17 protein-coding genes are annotated in these 16,888 nt (G+C 33.1%); 8 read left to right on the forward strand and 9 right to left on the reverse strand.

From position 1 onward, the window contains the following. The first annotated feature begins 87 nt into the window (after positions 1 to 87). From FND99_RS07135 to FND99_RS07145, 3 genes are all read left to right on the forward strand, one after another. On the forward strand, positions 88 to 861 hold the full coding sequence (locus FND99_RS07135) for a carboxypeptidase-like regulatory domain-containing protein (RefSeq protein WP_144337283.1): 774 nt from the start codon (positions 88 to 90) through the stop codon (positions 859 to 861). Positions 862 to 937: 76 nt separating this feature from the next. Further along, positions 938 to 1,294: a DHCW motif cupin fold protein gene (locus tag FND99_RS07140; RefSeq protein ID WP_144337284.1), complete on the forward strand. Its 357-nt coding sequence runs from the start codon at positions 938 to 940 to the stop codon at positions 1,292 to 1,294. A 172-nt stretch (positions 1,295 to 1,466) separates the two neighbouring features. After that, a complete protein-coding gene (locus FND99_RS07145) occupies positions 1,467 to 2,780 on the forward strand; it encodes a DUF389 domain-containing protein (RefSeq protein ID WP_144337285.1) in 1,314 nt (437 codons plus the stop codon). An 86-nt stretch (positions 2,781 to 2,866) separates the two neighbouring features. Here FND99_RS07145 and FND99_RS07150 read toward each other — a convergent pair whose 3' ends face one another. Beyond that, positions 2,867 to 4,327 (reverse strand): aminoacyl-histidine dipeptidase, encoded by a 1,461-nt coding sequence (locus FND99_RS07150; protein ID WP_144337286.1) that lies wholly within the window; start codon positions 4,325 to 4,327, stop codon positions 2,867 to 2,869. A 178-nt stretch (positions 4,328 to 4,505) separates the two neighbouring features. Between FND99_RS07150 and FND99_RS07155 the strand changes: the two genes are divergently transcribed. The 3 genes from FND99_RS07155 (at position 4,506) to FND99_RS07165 (ending at position 6,850) form a co-directional block, all read left to right on the forward strand. Further along, entirely contained in the window at positions 4,506 to 5,567 is a 1,062-nt protein-coding gene (locus FND99_RS07155; protein WP_144337287.1) for a DUF3810 domain-containing protein, read from the forward strand. Positions 5,568 to 5,714: 147 nt separating this feature from the next. Next, positions 5,715 to 6,209 carry an RNA polymerase sigma factor gene (locus tag FND99_RS07160; RefSeq protein WP_059118031.1) on the forward strand — a complete coding sequence of 165 codons (495 nt, stop codon included), beginning with the start codon at positions 5,715 to 5,717 and terminating at the stop codon, positions 6,207 to 6,209. 8 nt (positions 6,210 to 6,217) lie between these two features. Further along, positions 6,218 to 6,850, forward strand: coding sequence for a hypothetical protein (locus FND99_RS07165; protein WP_144337288.1), 633 nt, complete (start codon positions 6,218 to 6,220; stop codon positions 6,848 to 6,850). A 115-nt stretch (positions 6,851 to 6,965) separates the two neighbouring features. On the opposite strand, the gene FND99_RS07170 is transcribed toward FND99_RS07165, so the two are convergent. Both FND99_RS07170 and FND99_RS07175 read right to left on the reverse strand, forming a co-directional pair. Continuing rightward, entirely contained in the window at positions 6,966 to 7,775 is an 810-nt protein-coding gene (locus FND99_RS07170; RefSeq protein WP_144337289.1) for a lysophospholipid acyltransferase family protein, read from the reverse strand. A 124-nt stretch (positions 7,776 to 7,899) separates the two neighbouring features. Continuing rightward, positions 7,900 to 8,550: an NUDIX hydrolase gene (locus tag FND99_RS07175; RefSeq protein WP_144337290.1), complete on the reverse strand. Its 651-nt coding sequence runs from the start codon at positions 8,548 to 8,550 to the stop codon at positions 7,900 to 7,902. A gap of 92 nt (positions 8,551 to 8,642) precedes the next feature. Here FND99_RS07175 and FND99_RS07180 point away from each other — a divergent pair, with 92 nt between their 5' ends. After that, a complete protein-coding gene (locus FND99_RS07180; RefSeq protein ID WP_144337291.1) occupies positions 8,643 to 9,077 on the forward strand; it encodes a DUF4268 domain-containing protein in 435 nt (144 codons plus the stop codon). Between the two features lie 154 nt (positions 9,078 to 9,231). Here the strand turns inward: FND99_RS07180 and FND99_RS07185 are convergent, their stop codons facing one another. The 4 genes from FND99_RS07185 to mnmA are packed head-to-tail and all read right to left on the reverse strand — an operon-like array spanning position 9,232 to position 13,459. Next, positions 9,232 to 9,642: a hypothetical protein gene (locus tag FND99_RS07185; protein ID WP_144337292.1), complete on the reverse strand. Its 411-nt coding sequence runs from the start codon at positions 9,640 to 9,642 to the stop codon at positions 9,232 to 9,234. Between the two features lie 20 nt (positions 9,643 to 9,662). Beyond that, positions 9,663 to 10,607 carry an NAD(P)H-dependent flavin oxidoreductase gene (locus FND99_RS07190; RefSeq protein WP_144337293.1) on the reverse strand — a complete coding sequence of 315 codons (945 nt, stop codon included), beginning with the start codon at positions 10,605 to 10,607 and terminating at the stop codon, positions 9,663 to 9,665. Positions 10,608 to 10,619: 12 nt separating this feature from the next. After that, positions 10,620 to 12,224: a S8 family serine peptidase gene (locus tag FND99_RS07195; protein ID WP_144337294.1), complete on the reverse strand. Its 1,605-nt coding sequence runs from the start codon at positions 12,222 to 12,224 to the stop codon at positions 10,620 to 10,622. A gap of 47 nt (positions 12,225 to 12,271) precedes the next feature. Then, positions 12,272 to 13,459: a tRNA 2-thiouridine(34) synthase MnmA gene (gene mnmA, locus FND99_RS07200; RefSeq protein WP_144337295.1), complete on the reverse strand. Its 1,188-nt coding sequence runs from the start codon at positions 13,457 to 13,459 to the stop codon at positions 12,272 to 12,274. Positions 13,460 to 13,602: 143 nt separating this feature from the next. Here mnmA and FND99_RS07205 point away from each other — a divergent pair, with 143 nt between their 5' ends. Then, the gene (locus tag FND99_RS07205; protein WP_144337296.1) at positions 13,603 to 15,480 is read left to right on the forward strand and encodes a PEP/pyruvate-binding domain-containing protein; all 1,878 of its coding nucleotides are present in this window, start codon (positions 13,603 to 13,605) and stop codon (positions 15,478 to 15,480) included. On the opposite strand, the gene FND99_RS07210 is transcribed toward FND99_RS07205, so the two are convergent. Both FND99_RS07210 and FND99_RS07215 read right to left on the reverse strand, forming a co-directional pair. Next, on the reverse strand, positions 15,481 to 16,038 hold the full coding sequence (locus tag FND99_RS07210; RefSeq protein WP_144337297.1) for a DUF4956 domain-containing protein: 558 nt from the start codon (positions 16,036 to 16,038) through the stop codon (positions 15,481 to 15,483). A gap of 119 nt (positions 16,039 to 16,157) precedes the next feature. Next, positions 16,158 to 16,874, reverse strand: a complete 717-nt coding sequence (locus tag FND99_RS07215; RefSeq protein WP_144337298.1) for a toxin-antitoxin system YwqK family antitoxin — start codon at positions 16,872 to 16,874, stop codon at positions 16,158 to 16,160. Between the last annotated feature and the right edge of the window lie 14 nt (positions 16,875 to 16,888).

The raw sequence follows: 16,888 nt of genomic DNA on the forward strand, positions 1-16,888 counted from the left end.
TTGCTTTGTTAATTTTCTTATAATTATATTCCAAGACTGCGAAATATTTAATCCCTATTTACTACTTTTAGTGCTTTAAATCAGGATATGAAATATTTCGCAGTTTTCTTTTTTATGCTACTTACGAGTATTGGTTTTGCCCAAGAAACAGAATCAACGGCTCCACAAAGGGTATCAGGTTATATCTATAATGATAACTCCAAACAACCTCTTCCTAATGTAAATGTCATCAACAAAAACAAAGTTTTGGGCGCTATGTCTGATGCTAAAGGTTATTTTGAAATTGATGTACAGCCAAATGATACACTGCAATTCTCTATCCTAGGATTCCAATCTTTGCGAATCAGAGTAACTAATGACTGGATCAAAAATAAAATCACAAGAATTCAGCTTACAGAAAAAGCAATCGCACTTGAAGAAGTTGTTATTGCACCTTTCAGCCTAACTGGATATCTTGAAATCGACTCAAAATTAATTCCGACTAAGGAAAATTACCGTTATAGTATTTCGGGTCTTACCCAAGGTTATGAAGCGGGTGAATATGCTCCAAACGCTTTTGGAAAAGTATTGGGTTCTATTTTTAACCCCGCCGATATGCTTTATAATTTCTTTGGAAAAAATGGAAAAGAACTCAAGAAACTCAAGGACATGAAAAAAGATGATACCATCAGGAATCTTCTAGAATCAAAATATGACCGAGAAACACTTGCTCTGCTTTTAGGAATTACAAAAGAAGAAATTCCGGAAATTTTACAGCGTTGCAACTATTCAGAATCTTTTGTTCAGCAAGCAAATGACTTGCAGATTCTTGATGCTATTAGCGGCTGTTATGAGCAATATAAAGTGTTGAAACGAAATTAGCATTTCATTATAAATTCAAATCCTCAATTTTTTTGAGGATTTTTTTATTTTCTTTTTTAACCAATACCCAAAGCACATGTCTGAAATACTTTTTCAAACAATTGACTGGAACTCAATTCCAAAAACAGAACACATTGGAGAATCTGGAACCGCATATTGGCAAACTTTGCAATTAGGAAATCTACGCATTCGAAAAGTTATTTATACAAAAAATTACATCGCGGATCATTGGTGTCAAAAAGGACATATTGTACATTGTCTTGATGGCGAATTTATAAGCGAATTAGAGAACGGACAAAACTTTAAATTAACAAAAGGAATGACTTACGTAGTGTCTGATGATGTGAGCTCACATCGTTCTATTACTACTGAAGGTGTTGAATTATTAATAATCGACGGAGATTTTCTAAAACCCACAAATCTGGACAATTGACAAACAAAAATTGTCTTAGTATTTCAGATGATTTGTTTCACCTTTTCAGATAAATCAATGAAACCTACTGAAATTATAAAAAAACAAATAGCCCATTTTACCACTTTTTTTGATTAAATTAGACTTCAAGACCAATTACAACAAGTCGCCTACTTTAATCAAAAAAGACAAAATGACCGATATTACCCGAAAAATTCTAAATTTTATTGACCTTAATAAAGGTGAAGAAAACAAAAAACTCGTAATCGAAAATATTACGAGCGCGGTGTCTTTTAGAGGTTCAAATATTTGGATTCTGGCCTGTGCAATTATCATTGCTTCAGTTGGATTAAATGTAAACTCAACGGCAGTAATTATTGGAGCAATGCTGATTTCGCCTTTAATGGGTCCAATTGTTGGAGCAGGTTTTGGCTTAGGAATGTATGATTTTGAACTTCTAAAAAAATCTATCAAAAATTTATTGATTGCCACAATCGTCAGTTTATGTACATCGACTTTTTATTTTTATATCAGTCCATTTAAAGACGCACAATCCGAATTATTAGCAAGAACTTCACCCAATATTTACGATATTTTAATTGCCTTTTTTGGTGGATTAGTTGGAGTTATAGCCGTTACCCGTGTCGAAAAAGGAAACCCAATTCCAGGCGTCGCGATCGCAACTGCACTCATGCCTCCGCTTTGCACTGCTGGATATGGCTTGGCGCTTGGCAACTATATTTATTTTCTTGGCGCCATGTATTTGTATACTATAAACTGTGTTTTTATTTGCATCGCTACTTTTGTAATTGTCAAGTATTTAAAATATCCGAAAGCAAAGCAACTTGATGTGAAAAATGAAAAAAGAGTACAATATGGCATTACGGTTCTTATATTGCTGTTAATTATTCCGAGTGTGTATTTTGCGTATCAACTGTATATCCAAAAGAGTTATAATTCGAGAACGCAAGTATTTATTCAGAACGAATTTATCAATAATGACTTTCCTATTATTTATAAAAATATCCAGTACAATACTGATCCTAAAAGAATTGAACTCGCCTTTTTGACCAAAAAATTTACGGAAAAGGAAATCGATAGTCTAAATAAAAAGCTGGTTTCTTATAATTTACCAAATACCAAACTGATTATTCGCCAAGACACGGTTAATTTGAGAAAAGATATTCTGAATCAAATCAATAACAGTCAAAATATTGTTGACCAAAAAGACATTATAATCAACAATCTCCGAAATCAATTATCTGAATATCATTTCAACAGCGAGAAAATTGGCGCCGAAAGCACTATTTTATTTCCTGAAATCACTTCGCTGAAAATTGGAAATTATAGGGTTAAAACAAATAACGATGATTCAAACGTAATTCCTATTATTCTTTATCAAACCAAAAAAGAACTGAATCCAGAATCACGTCAAAAACTAAAACTATGGCTGAAGGAAAGACTTGCAAAGGACTCAATTGAAATTTATCGTCAAAATCCTGAATAATAATATTTTTCGCAAAATAAAAAAAGTGTTCAGTTTTTTAGTTTACAGATTTACTGAATACTAAAAAAACTGAACACTGACCACTCCTATTTAACTGGTATATTCGAAAGAATTTCCAATACAAATTTCCAATATTTTTGAGCAGATGAAATACTCGCTCTTTCGTCTGGCGAATGTGCTCCGTGAATTGTTGGACCAAAAGAAATCATATCCATTCCTGGATAATTAGTTCCTAAAATACCACATTCTAAACCAGCGTGGCATGCTACAACTTTTGGCTGCTCACCATTTTGTTTCTCGTAAATTTCTTTTAAAACCTCTAAGATTTCAGAATTTACATTTGGTGTCCAACCTGGGTAAGAACCTGTAAGTTCTACTTCACATCCCACTAATTCAAAAGCAGAACGCAGTGAATTGGCCAAATCAAATTTTGAAGATTCAACAGAAGAACGTGTTAAACATCCCACCAAAATTTCTCCATCTTTTATAACAACACGAGCAATATTATTTGAAGTTTCAACTAAATCTGCCATATCAGCGCTCATTCTGTAAACTCCGTTGTGTGCAGCGTAAATTGCTCTTATAATTCCTTCCTGAACACCCAAATCCATCACTTTTTCTGGCAAATCGCCTTTTATGATTTCGATCGATAAGTTTGGCTCAGTAGTTTTGTATTCCGCTTTGATATCAGCAATAATTTCCTGCATATCATAAACATAAGCTTCATCAAACATTTGAGAAATAATTACTTTCGCAACACTTTCTCTCGGAATTGCATTTCGCAAACTTCCACCGTTGATTTCCACAATCTGTAAACCGAAATTTTCAAAAGCATCAAACAACAAACGATTCATGATTTTATTGGCGTTCCCTAAACCTTTATGAATATCCATTCCTGAATGCCCTCCATTCAAGCCTTTTACGGTAATGGTATAACCAACAGAACCTTCTGGCACTTCTTCTTCATGATATGTTCTTGTTGCTGTGACATCAATTCCACCTGCACATCCAATATCAATTTCGTCGTCTTCTTCTGTATCCAAATTCAACAAAATCTGGCCTTGCAAAATGCCTCCTTTAAGGTTTAAAGCTCCTGTCATTCCGGTTTCCTCATCAACAGTAAACAATGCTTCAATTGCTGGATGCGGAATATCTTTGCTTTCTAAAATTGCCATAATTGTCGCAACTCCAAGTCCGTTATCAGCACCAAGAGTTGTTCCTCGCGCGCGTACCCAGTCGCCATCTACATACATGTCAATTCCTTGTGTGTCAAAATCAAAAACCGTATCGGCATTTTTTTGATGTACCATATCAAGGTGTCCTTGCATTACAATTGGCTTGCGGTTTTCCATTCCTGGCGTCGCCGGTTTTCTGATGATTACATTTCGAATTTCATCCTCAAAAGTTTCTAGACCCAAGCTATTTCCAAAGTTTTTCATAAACTCGATAACACGCTCTTCTTTTTTTGACGGACGCGGAACAGCATTTAAATCTGCAAATTTATTCCAAAGCGCTTTTGGCTCCAGATTTCTAATTTCCTGACTCATTATATTTTGTTTGAAGTTTAACAATTAAGAGTCCCAAAGTTACAAAGTTTAAACGCTTTTTTCGAAACAAATTTCACGAATTAGCACTAATTATCAACTTTAAAATCAAATTTCACAAATACGATTCGTCTTAAGTTATAATAATTGTATTTATATTTACGTATCAAAAAATCTTGCTGTGAAAAAAAAATATATTTTGCCCCTATTTCTTTTAATTCAGATTATCTTTTTAAAAATCCTTCAGTTCTTTCCGGATTATGTTGAAGGTTTTTACAGCAACAATTTATATATCAGAATCTCGCATTTTTCTCGAAATGTTTTAGGAAAAATTCCTTTTTCAGTTGGAGATTGTTTTTACGCACTTTTAATAATTTCTATAATTGGCTGGTTTTGGAGAATTAGAAAAACCTGGAAAACAGAATGGAAAAATCATCTTTTAACCATCTTAGGCAAAATTTCTGTATTTTACTTTTTCTTTCATCTGCTTTGGGCTTTCAATTATTATCGCAAACCCCTTTTTGAAAAAATGGAAATCAAAAGAGAATACACTGATGCCGATCTTCTAGCATTTACAAAAAGATTAATTGCAAAGACTAACGAAATACATTATCAAATCACTAAAAATGATACTGTTAGAGTTGTTTTCCCCTATTCGCAAACAGAAGTTTTTAAAACAAATGTCAGTGGCTATGATAATTTAGCAAAAGAACATCCTTATTTCAAATACGAAATTTTAAGCGTAAAAAAATCATTATTCAGCGTTCCTTTGACTTACATGGGGTTTGGCGGTTATTTAAATCCATTTACGAATGAAGCGCAAGTAAATGATTTACTGCCAATGTATAATTTCCCAATAACGAGTTCACATGAAATGGCACATCAAATTGGTTTTGCAAGCGAAAACGAATGCAATTTCATCGGAGTTTTAGCAACCGTAAAAAATGACAACTTATATTATCAATATTCCGGATATAGTTTTGCTTTGCGTTATTGCCTTGGCATCTGGCAATTTAAAAATGAAAAGATATTTAATGAATTGAAAAAAACAGTGCACATCGGAATTTTAAAAAATTATCAGGAAAGTCAAGATTTTTGGAATAAATATGACACTTTTATTGATAAAGGTTTTCATTTCCTGTATGATAATTTCTTAAAATCAAACAATCAAAAAGACGGAATGGAAAGCTATAGCAAGTTTGTTGATTTGATGATTAATTATTATAAAGAAAAAAAACTATAGTTTTTGCCACAGATTTCAGGGATTTCAATGATTTCTATTTTGAATTGAAATTAAAATGCGATTAAAAATCTTTTTTAATCTTTTAATCTGTGGCAAAAAATCAAAAATCTTTGTAACAAAAATGATTTCATAACTACTAATATTTATATGAGCGAAAATCTAGAACAATCATTTGTTGCGCAATTGCAGGCAAATCAGAATATAATCCACAAGATTTGTAGATTATATACTGCTGGCGAAGACGCACACAAAGACTTGTTTCAAGAAATCACCATTCAGCTCTGGAAAGCTTATCCAAAATTTAGAGGCGACAGTAAATTTTCGACCTGGACGTATCGTGTTGCGTTAAATACGGCAATCACTTTATACCGAAAAACCAAAAGAACTATATCGACAGTAGAATACGAAAGTCATCAGCATTTTGTAAAAGATGTTGATTACAACTATGAAGAAGAAGAACAGATTAAATTGATGTACAAAGCGGTTTACCAGCTTAATGACATCGAAAAAGCATTAGTTTTTATGTATTTAGAAGACAAAGATTATCAAGAAATAGCTGAAACTCTAGGAATCAGCGAAGTGAATGCGCGCGTGAAAATGAACAGAATCAAGGGGAAACTTAAAAAAATACTAAATCCTTAAAAATTATTATGAAAGAACTGGATTTATTAAAAAAAGACTGGAAAAAGAACTCGGATTCTTTTGAGCAAATTTCTGAAAAAGAAATCTACAAGATGATTCACAAAAAATCGTCATCGATTGTAAAGTGGATTTTAATTATCAGTATTTTGGAAGTCTGTTTTTGGACTTTTTCAAACTTATTTATCAATACTGATGATTTATTGCAAAAAATGAATCATCCTGAAATAGTATTGGCAATGGAAATCCTTACCTATTTTAATTATGTAGTTGTACTGATTTTTATTATTATCTTTTATAAAAACTACAAAACTATTTCAACCACTGTTGCAACAAAATCACTAATGGGCGCCATTTTAAGAACCCGAAAAACAGTTCAGTATTACGTATGGTATAATCTTGGAATGCTAGTTTTAATAACTATTTTAAGCTATTTTATTGCTTTTGTTTACAATCCAGATATGGCGTTTTTTAGAGAACAACTTGCCGAAAGCGGAAAAACAATGTTTTTTACAATTGGAATTTTATTTCTGATCATATTAGGAATATTAGGACTATTCTGGTGTATCTACAGATTGCTTTACGGAACTTTATTACGCAGATTATACGCGAATTATAAGGAGTTGAAGAAAATTGATTTCTAAGATACTAGGGTTCTGAGATTCTAAGGCGCTAAGTTTTTTTCAAACTTGATCCCGAAGCCTCAGGAGAAACACAAAACAAAAAACAATCTAAAATCAGAAATCTAAAATCTACAATTTAATACTCCCATTGTCTCAATTTGTTAAGTTCTTCCTGAGTTTTGATTTCTTCGGCTGGAATAACTTTTAAGAATGATGGATGTTGTTCGATTGCGTATTCTACTTTTTCAACAATTTCTTCGATTGTATCATTTTCATAATCAATTTTAAGAGGTTCTTTGATGATGAAAGACTGCAGAATTCCTTTTTTCTTCATTCGCAATCCTTTTTTATCAAATGAACGACGGAAACCGTCAATTACAATTGGAATCACGACAGGCTTATGTTGTTTGATGATATGTGCCGTTCCTTTACGAACCGGCTTAAAAGATTTTGTAGTTCCTTGCGGAAACGTAATTACCCAGCCATCATTAAGGGCAATTCTAATATTTTCTGTATCATTTGGGTTTACGTCTCTTTTTTCAGTTACGTCAACGCCTTTTGCACGCCAAGTTCTTTCAACGGTAATTGCTCCGACATATGCTAAAATTCTTGGCAATAAACCAGCATGCATTGTTTCTTTGGCGGCAACATAATAAATATTCATTTTTGGTTGCCACAAATATCCAATGTTCTTAATAGTATCTTGACGTCCGCTTAAACTTGCGTTAAACACATGAAACATTGCCACAACATCGGCAAAATACGTTTGGTGATTAGAAATAAACAGCACATTAGTATCAGGCAATGTTTTAATAATTTCAGACCCTTCGATCTGCAATTCATTAAATCCTCTGTATCTACGGTGCGTCATTGCACCCAAGATACGGATTAACCATTTCTTGATGAATAATATATGTCCAAAAGGATTTCGTTTAAACAATCCCATAGCTGTTTATCGTGTTTTTTGTTAGGTCGCAAACATACAAAAATTATTCTTTTAGCAATACTTTATAGCAATTTCGGAAATAAATTGTTATAATTATGAATATCAAATCGTTAAATTTTCATTTTTACGAATTTTCTTCTAAAACAGATTTTAAAACGTCTCTAAGTTCGCTTAATATCATCGCTGTGGCGCCCCAAACAATGTGATTTTGGATACTAAAGGCCGGAACCAAAGCATTTTTTGCGTAAGAAGTTGACAATGTGGCTTTGATGATTATTTCATCTTTTAAAAAATCAGATAATGGCAGCTCAATGATGTCTGCCACTTCACGTATATCGGGGTAAAATGAAAGTTCCTCTCTTGCAATTCCCATAAAAGGATGGACCAGAAAATTACTCGGCGGAATGTACATTGGCGTAAAATGCTTGACAACTTCAATTTTTTCAGGAAGTACACCAATTTCTTCATTTGTTTCTCGCAATGCAGTGTCTTTAAAATCAAAATCTGAGATTTCATATTTACCTCCAGGAAATGCAATCTGCGATGAATGAACGCCATTATAAGCATTTCGGACAATCAAAACTAAATGTGTTTTACCATTTTTTGGGTAAAAAAGCATCATTACTGCTGCAATTCTCGGACTTTTTGCACTTAAATCAAGATTTTTAAGTTCTTGCATACGTTCTTTTGGTGCCATTTTTATATGCGAACTTGTCGCTGGCAATTCAACAGGAATTAAATTAGGAACATATTGCAAAAAATCTTGAAAATCCATATTCAAAGTTTATTTTTGTACTTTCAATTAAAAATATAAATATACTCTAGAAAATGCGGTTCTGCAAATTTCCTAGGATAAAGCAATAGATAATGTACAGTAAAGAAGAATCACAACGCATGAAAAGAGAATTTTGGGTAGCTTTTGCAGAAAAGTATCCAAGAAAATGGGTTCTTTATGATACAAAAATCAAAGATTTCTCTTTTAAATTTTATGTGGATAATAAAAAAGCACAAGTTTTAATCGATATTGAACATAGAAGCGACGAAAAACGAACTGCTTATTTTGAAAAATTGGAAGCCTTAAAAAATATTCTGGAAGAAGAATTTATAAAGGATTTGGTTTTCGAAAAAAATTACACGCTTGAAAGTGGCAAAACTATCAGCCGAATCTGGGTCGAAAAATCTGGAATTGGTTTTAGTAATCGTAATAATTGGGATGCTATTTTTGATTTTTTCAACGAAAACATGCATGCGCTTGAAATGTTTTATCTAGAATATGACGAGTTTATTAAAGATATAGAGTGATTTTTTTAGATACTAAGATGCTAAGATTCTAAGAAACTGAGGTTCTAAAACTAATATTCAAACCCGATAGGTTTTAAAAACCTGTCGGGTTTGTTTTTTTTAGTAAAATTTCAAATCTTATTTTCTTAGAATCTTAGCTTCTCAGAAACTTTTATTACACACTAAAAAGATTATAAACAATAATATGATCGTCGTAGTTGATATAAAGTTGTTTTCTAAAGTCTTGTTTTTTTCTGGTGATGATAGAAAGCTTGCATTCTTTTCCATCATTATCTTTGCACATAAAAGAATAAACAATATCAGTATCGTTTTCTTCTCTTTCGATGTAATCCAAAATATAAAAAAGCTGAATTTCCTGCGAGTAAACCACAATTCTGTGTTTATTGGTGTCTAAAACCACACTCAGATTTACCAAATCAAGATTAGACCATTCGCCCCATTTCCCTTTTTGATTTTTCTCTAAAACACTAAAACCCGAAGTTTTAAAATTATAAGTCTGGCTTTGAACATTTTGCAGTCCAAAAATAAAAAACAAAAATAATATAGCAGTACGAATGAAATTCATGAAATATTTCTTACAGATAATTAAAATTCAAATTTAGACTTTTCTTTTCTAGCAACATCAAATTCGGCAATCATTTGTTGGATAATTTGTTCAACTGGCAAAATTTCATGAATCAATCCTGCAATTTGCCCTATTTCAAGCTCGCCTTCTTCAAGGTCACCCTCAAACATTCCTTTTTTTGCTCTCGCTCTGCCTAATAGCGATACTAAATCTTCTTTTGAAGGGCATTTTTCATATAGCGCTTGTACATCATGATAAAATTTATTTTTCACCAAACGTACGGGCGCTAATTCTTTCAACGTCAAATGTGTATCGCCTTCTTTTATACTAACTATAGTTTCTTTAAAATTATTGTGAGCCGATGATTCTACTGAAGCTGCGAAACGGCTTCCAACCTGAACGCCATCGGCACCAAGAATCATAGCGGCAAGCATACCTCTTCCCGTTGCAATTCCGCCCGCTGCAATTAACGGAATCTGGATTTTTTCTCTCACCATCGGAATGAGTGTTAAGGTCGTTGTTTCATCACGACCATTGTGTCCGCCGGCTTCAAAACCTTCTGCAACAATCGCATCAACGCCAGCTTCTTGCGCTTTTATGGCAAAAACAGAACTGCTCACAACATGAACAACAGTAATTCCTTTTGACTTTAAAAAAGAAGTCCAAGTTTTAGGATTTCCTGCCGAAGTAAAAACGATTTTCACGCCTTCTTCAACAACAATATTCATTATTTCTTCAATGTTTGGATACAACATCGGAATATTTACTCCAAAAGGCTTGTCTGTCGCTTTTTTACATTTTTGAATATGTTCTCTCAAAACTTCAGGATACATCGAGCCCGCGCCTATAAGTCCTAAACCTCCAGAATTGCTAACAGCTGAAGCTAACTTATATCCGCTGTTCCAAATCATTCCTCCTTGAATTATTGGATATTTTATATTAAAAAGCTGCGTAATTTTATTCATGCAAAAAGGCTGTTATTGTTTAATTATCTTTCCTGTTTTATGCAAACCTTCGGCATCAAAAGTATAAAAATAAAGACCATTGTTTAAGGTTTCAACTGACAGAAATGGATTTTGATTTGTAATTTGTTTTTCAATTAATTTTTGTCCTAAAAGTGAATAAATAACAACTGACGCCGCATTATTTTCTTCTGGAAATGAAAAAGAAATAGTTGTTTTTGCTGGATTAGGAAAAACGGAAAAAGAGGAAGACAAGAAGAAATCATTGACACCCAAATTCGCTCCAAAATTCGGTATTCCATAACCGTAATTATTATCTGGAGCCGTATAACGATCAGAAGATTCTAAAATCATTTGTCTAATTTCTTTGTTTGTTTTTGCTGGAAAAGCTTGCCACAAACACGCTACTAGCCCAGCCATTACAGGACATGAAAATGAAGTTCCATTTGCCGTACCAATGTTCCCCGAAGTGTCAGAAACGACGGTACCGGTTCCTTGAGCCATAATATCGGGTTTGACTCGATTGTCAAAACTAGGTCCAATAGAACTAAAATCGGATCTAACTTTTGCCGAAGTCACTGAACCGACAGCAAGTACAGAAACGGCATCGGCTGGAGCGCCAATGTGCGGTTCTGGAGTCCTTCCTTCATTTCCGGCCGAAGCTAATACAATCATTCCTTTGCTAAAAGCAATTTCTGCGCCTCGTGAAATAAAAGTGGTCGTGCCATTCATATCGCTATATGTATGACTTTCGCCGGCTTTATCAAATGCAAAATAACCTAATGAAGTTGTAATGATATCAACACCGAGACTATCTGCTCTTTCAGCAGCTTCAACCCAAAGTGATTCTTCAATTGGATTCTCTGTCGCATCATTTTCTGTAATAAATAGATAATAGGAAGCATCTGGAGCTGTACCAATCAATGCATTTTCTTTATAACCTCCCATGGTTGAAAGCACCATAGTTCCGTGACTATCACCGGTATAAAAATTGGAGTTTCGATTTACAAAATCGTATCCCCCTAAAATTCTATTATTTGTTATAAGATTCTGAAAGGGTTGTGCTGTATTTACGCCTGGGAAACCTGCGTCTAAAACGGCAATAACTTTTCCAGTTCCCGTATAATTTTGTTTGTGTAAAGCTTGTCCGTTGAGCATCTGGATTTGACTTGCCGAATTTCCGTAGGCATAATCAATCGTCGTTTCAAGCTTATTTTTTGTTTGAACAACGCTGTTTTCTCTCACTTTTTTTCCAGCCGAATTCAACGTTTTATTTGTAAAAACCACTTTATCAACAAAAGACAATGATTTTAATGCGGAAACATCGGTTTGTGTTCCACGAATATGAAGCGCATTCAGCCATTTTGATTTGGCTAAAACCGTAATTCCTGTGCTTGATTTTATTTGCGTTATGTAGCTTTTTTCAATGGGAACATCGGTGGCATCCAATGCAATATTTTGCGCTGTTCTTCGAGTTAAAGAGCGCTGTGTCAGCATATCAGAAGGTTTATCTAAAAAAGATTGTAAACTTGGTTTGTCTTTAAAATAGACCCACGCATCTTCTTGCGAAAAAATCGCCGATGAAAAAAGTAATAGAAAAAAGACGAAACAATATTTCATAGTTTACTTTTTTAAAAAAGGAAAATCCTCTGTAAAAAAGTATAAAGCTAAGAAATTACTCCCGAACCAACTAATTCATTATCTAAATACCATGCAACAAACTGACCTTCAGTAATAGCCGATTGCGGTTCTTCAAAACGAACATACATTCCGTTTTCAAATTGGTATAAAACGGCTTTTTGCAAAGGCTGGCGGTAACGAATTCTTGCCATCACTTCCATTGATTCACCCGGTTGTAAAGCCAAATCTGTTCGAACCCAGTGTACTTCAGAATTTCCAACAAACAATGCTTTTTTAAACAAACCTGGATGATTGCTTGACAAACCTGTGTAAATAGTATTGGTGTCAACATCAGTAGCAATTACAAATAAAGGATCTGTCGTTCCTCCTACATTTAGACCTTTTCTTTGCCCGTTTGTAAAGTAATGAGCACCTTGGTGTTTCCCAACCACTTTTCCCATTGTTGGCAAATAGTTCAGTTTTGCAGATTCCGCTTTTAATTGTTCTTCTAAAGATAATCCTGCAGTTTCTTCAACAGCATAAATTGGATCATTTTTATCAATTTGAACAATTTTGCCCTCTTTGGGCTGTAATTTTTGTTGTAAAAATTCAGGCAAACGAACTTTTCCAATAAAACATAAACCTTGAGAATCTTTCTTTTCAGCAGTTACCAATTCCATTTCAGCCGCAATTTCACGAACTTCTGGCTTAGTCAAAGCGCCAATTGGAAACAATGCTTTTGATAATTGTTCCTGAGATAATTGGCATAAAAAATAAGACTGATCTTTATTGATATCGTTTCCGGCAATTAGCTGATAAACAGGTTTTCCATCAACTTCAATTTCGTTTTTTTGACAATAATGTCCTGTTGCCACATAATCAGCTCCAAGACTTAGAGCAATTTTCATAAAAACATCAAATTTGATTTCGCGGTTACAAAGCACGTCTGGATTTGGAGTTCTTCCTTTTTCGTATTCGTTGAACATATAATCAACGATTTTTTCTTTGTATTCTTCGCTTAAATCAACAGTCTGAAACGGTATTCCAAGTTTTTCTGCCACTAATAAAGCATCATTACTATCTTCTAACCAAGGACATTCGTTAGAAATAGTAACCGAATCATCATGCCAGTTTTTCATAAAAAGGCCAATAACTTCGTATCCTTGCTGTTGCAATAAATAAGCTGCAACACTAGAATCTACTCCACCAGAAAGTCCAACTACTACACGTTTCATTCTAAATCGTTTATATTTTTACAAGGGTGCAAAGATAAGCCAAATAATAGAAAATTATAACCGTTTTGATTAGTTTATATAATCCTGCAGTAGACAAAAGCTATCGTTTTTTTTAATTACTTTTAATATCCAATTAAAATGTCATGCAAAAATTTGTTTTCAGCTTTATTTTATTGCTTTTAACAGCATCTTTGAGTGCGCAGCGATTTAGCGCTTCTTTACCTAATTATGAAGCTTACAAGGCTTTTAAAGGAAAACCTCTGTCGGATAAATTTTCAAATATCGAATCGGTAAAAATTATTTACGATTTGAAAAAAAAGAAAATGTACTATTTCAACAGCACTTTAATTCCGCTTCATATTGATTTTGTTACTGATTATTTGGGATACGATAAAGGCATCGAAATTTTTAATGACGAAAATTACAGCAACACCGAAAAAAATCGTGATTATCTTCTAGGAAATCTAAATCACATTAAAGGAACTGATAAATGGATTTTCGAACTCGCCGCTTCAGATCATATGCCAATTCCTTTGATAGAAAGATTTTATAATCTAATCGTTCAGTCAACATTTATTGGGACACGCTTAAAATTTTATCTGAATAATCCTGAAAAAATGGAATGGTTTCAACAACAGAAATTTAAAATTCCTTGCGTAAAATCAGATTATATTTTTAACGAAATAACTTATCAAGAAGTGGTTTCCGGACGCAATATTGGGATTTTGAAACAATATAAAATAAAGGAATTAGAAAAAGTAAAACCAAATGCAGACGAAATTATAGTTTTAGACGGAACGCCGGATATATTGCCAAATGTTCGCGGTATTATTGTGAATGAACTCCAGACACCGCTAAGCCATTTGGTACTTTTAGGCAAAAACAGAAAAATTCCCATTATGGCTTATACCAAAGCTTTCAATGACAATAATATCAAAAGATTACTTTCAAAAAAAGTAGAATTAACGATTCAAATTGATACTTTTTTCATCAAAGAAACTAGCAAAAAAATAGCTGAGAAAACTAATTCAAAAAAGAAAACACTCGTAATTGACAACAGCGTTACTGATTTAGTCAATTTGAATAAGATCCCTAAAAATGGCGTGAATTATATTGGATCAAAAGCACAGAACATGGCTTACTTAATCGCTATTTCTAAAGAAATTCCGTTTAAAACGCCAGAAGATGCACATGCGATTCCGTTTTACTTTTATACCAAACACATTCAAAAAAAGTCAATTTCTCCTTTAATTGAAGAACTTTTAGCGTCTCCAGATAAAGATTCCGCAGTTTGGATGCATCAACAATTGAAAAAAATAAGAGACGCCATAAAAAAAGAGCCAATTGATCCCGATTTGATTGCCAAATTAAATCTAACATTTAAAAATGCCAAATTCAAAAACTTCCGATTTAGATCTTCAACAAACGCCGAAGATCTGGACGATTTCAATGGCGCAGGATTATATGATTCAAAAACCGGAATTTTAGGTGACAGTATTAAAAGTTTTGAAAAAGCCATAAAACAAGTCTGGGCGAGCGTCTGGAACGAAGCTTCCTATACCGAAAGAGAACTCTTTGGGATTAATCAGCATAATATTGCGATGGGCGTTTTAGTGCATCGATCTTTTCCTGATGAACTTGCTAACGGAGTGGTTATTACAAAAAATATTTTTAGAAGAAATTTTCCAGGCATTACCGTAAATATCCAGAAGGGTGAAAATTCAGTCGTAAAACCTGAAAAAGGAGAAATCTGTGAGCAGTTTATCGCCTATCATTTTAATGATGGAAAAGACGAAACCGATTTTGATGTCGATTATACCTCCAACTCAAATCTAAATAACAATGAGCCTTTATTAAGTCGAAAAGAAATGAACCGACTTTATGATGTCAGTAAAAAAATTGAAACAAAAATGTACCGTTATTGGAAGAAAAATCGGTCTAACCCAATTGATCTTGAGTTTAAAATTGTAGGCGAAAACAGAGATTTATACATCAAGCAAGTTCGGCCTTTTAACGAATAATCAATAAAAAACTTGGAGATCAATTTCATTAGAAACTGTATTGACCAAAATAATTTTGAAGTCGAAATCCTGAATATTTATTTTTTCTTGAATCGCTTTTCTAACATTTCCATTTTCTAAAGAAAAACTGTCTAAAAGAGGGATTTTGACATCAACGGTATTCAAATACTTTGAAGCCTTTTTATTTACGATAAGCGAAGCCACAATATAAAATCCGATAATTATAACCTGAAAAAATAAAAGCATTTCAATTTTTTCAAACGGGTACATAATGTCTAAAATCGAAAGTGTAATGGTGGCAAAAAGAAAAATAATCGCATTGACAGTAAATGATTGTGTTCTGAATCTTAAAATGGAAAAAATTGCAAACAACCCAAACCCAATTCCAACGCCAATTTCGATTTTGGTAAATAAATAACAAAGCGAAAAAGTACACAATCCAACAATTACCATCAAAGGATTTATGGTTTCATTATCTTTTCGATTAGAGAAAAAATACAAAACCAAAATTGAAAAAAACAATAATAAAAATCGGCCTATTAGTTCGTTTAAATCCATTCTTTCAAAGTGTTAGACAATCAAATTTAAAAAAAGTTTGCCACGAATTCACAATTTTTTTCTTCTAAAAATTAATTCGTGAATTCGTGGCAAAAAAACTTTTATTAAGATATCTTAACCTATTCCATTTTAGGTTTAGAGTCGGCTTGATAATTACTTTTCGGGTCGCTCATATTAACTTCTTTACTTAATTTTCCTTTTAAGTAAAACTGCCACATTCCTACTTTCTTGCCATTCAAAAATTTTCCTTTTGATGCCATCGTTCCGTCAGAATCATAAAAAATCGCATCTCCATTATAAAGATTGTCTTTATATGTTGATTGCTCTAACAGAATCGCATTTTGTCCGTACTTTTTATAGATCCCGTCTCTTGAGCCATTTTTATAAATCATTTCTTCGGCAATTTTACCATCAGGATAAAATACAGAACGTGTTCCTTCAAGCTTTCCGTTTTTATAATTTTCAAGCGACATTACAGTCTTCGAAGCTTTGTGATAGTATTTCCATTCACCTTCGCGCGATTTTCCAATTTCTTTTCCTTCGCTTACTTTATTTTTGTTTTGATCGTAAAAAATAGTGTAAGAGCTTCCATCATTTGCAGAAAAATCTCGAGTTGCAATTACGTCACCTTTTTTAGTATCGTCAAAAAATTTAAAAACTCCAGTTTCTTTTCCGTGATTAAAAGTTCCTTCATAACGAGGGCGTTTTGAAGCTTCGTAAGTTCCTTTCCAAACTCCGTCTTTTTTACCATTAGCATCAACTTTATTAATGTCTTGTGCCGAAACTAAAAGGCCGTTTAAGAAAAGAAAAGCAATTACTATTTTTTTACAAATCATATTAAATTCAATTT

Origin of the sequence: Flavobacterium daemonense (genome assembly GCF_007341385.1) — a bacterium.
GTDB lineage: Bacteria > Bacteroidota > Bacteroidia > Flavobacteriales > Flavobacteriaceae > Flavobacterium > Flavobacterium daemonense.

What these genes read in the sequence shown, in the direction of transcription:
- FND99_RS07135 (WP_144337283.1), top strand. Translation starts at nt 88, where the DNA reads ATGAAATATTTCGCAGTTTTCTTTTTTATGCTACTTACGAGTATTGGT.
- FND99_RS07150 (WP_144337286.1), bottom strand. Translation starts at nt 4,327, where the DNA reads ATGAGTCAGGAAATTAGAAATCTGGAGCCAAAAGCGCTTTGGAATAAA.
- FND99_RS07175 (WP_144337290.1), bottom strand. Translation starts at nt 8,550, where the DNA reads ATGGATTTTCAAGATTTTTTGCAATATGTTCCTAATTTAATTCCTGTT.
- FND99_RS07195 (WP_144337294.1), bottom strand. Translation starts at nt 12,224, where the DNA reads ATGAAATATTGTTTCGTCTTTTTTCTATTACTTTTTTCATCGGCGATT.
- FND99_RS07185 (WP_144337292.1), bottom strand. Translation starts at nt 9,642, where the DNA reads ATGAATTTCATTCGTACTGCTATATTATTTTTGTTTTTTATTTTTGGA.
- FND99_RS07205 (WP_144337296.1), top strand. Translation starts at nt 13,603, where the DNA reads ATGCAAAAATTTGTTTTCAGCTTTATTTTATTGCTTTTAACAGCATCT.
- mnmA (WP_144337295.1), bottom strand. Translation starts at nt 13,459, where the DNA reads ATGAAACGTGTAGTAGTTGGACTTTCTGGTGGAGTAGATTCTAGTGTT.
- FND99_RS07180 (WP_144337291.1), top strand. Translation starts at nt 8,643, where the DNA reads ATGTACAGTAAAGAAGAATCACAACGCATGAAAAGAGAATTTTGGGTA.
- FND99_RS07145 (WP_144337285.1), top strand. Translation starts at nt 1,467, where the DNA reads ATGACCGATATTACCCGAAAAATTCTAAATTTTATTGACCTTAATAAA.
- FND99_RS07190 (WP_144337293.1), bottom strand. Translation starts at nt 10,607, where the DNA reads ATGAATAAAATTACGCAGCTTTTTAATATAAAATATCCAATAATTCAA.
- FND99_RS07160 (WP_059118031.1), top strand. Translation starts at nt 5,715, where the DNA reads ATGAGCGAAAATCTAGAACAATCATTTGTTGCGCAATTGCAGGCAAAT.
- FND99_RS07210 (WP_144337297.1), bottom strand. Translation starts at nt 16,038, where the DNA reads ATGGATTTAAACGAACTAATAGGCCGATTTTTATTATTGTTTTTTTCA.
- FND99_RS07215 (WP_144337298.1), bottom strand. Translation starts at nt 16,874, where the DNA reads ATGATTTGTAAAAAAATAGTAATTGCTTTTCTTTTCTTAAACGGCCTT.
- FND99_RS07170 (WP_144337289.1), bottom strand. Translation starts at nt 7,775, where the DNA reads ATGGGATTGTTTAAACGAAATCCTTTTGGACATATATTATTCATCAAG.
- FND99_RS07165 (WP_144337288.1), top strand. Translation starts at nt 6,218, where the DNA reads ATGAAAGAACTGGATTTATTAAAAAAAGACTGGAAAAAGAACTCGGAT.
- FND99_RS07140 (WP_144337284.1), top strand. Translation starts at nt 938, where the DNA reads ATGTCTGAAATACTTTTTCAAACAATTGACTGGAACTCAATTCCAAAA.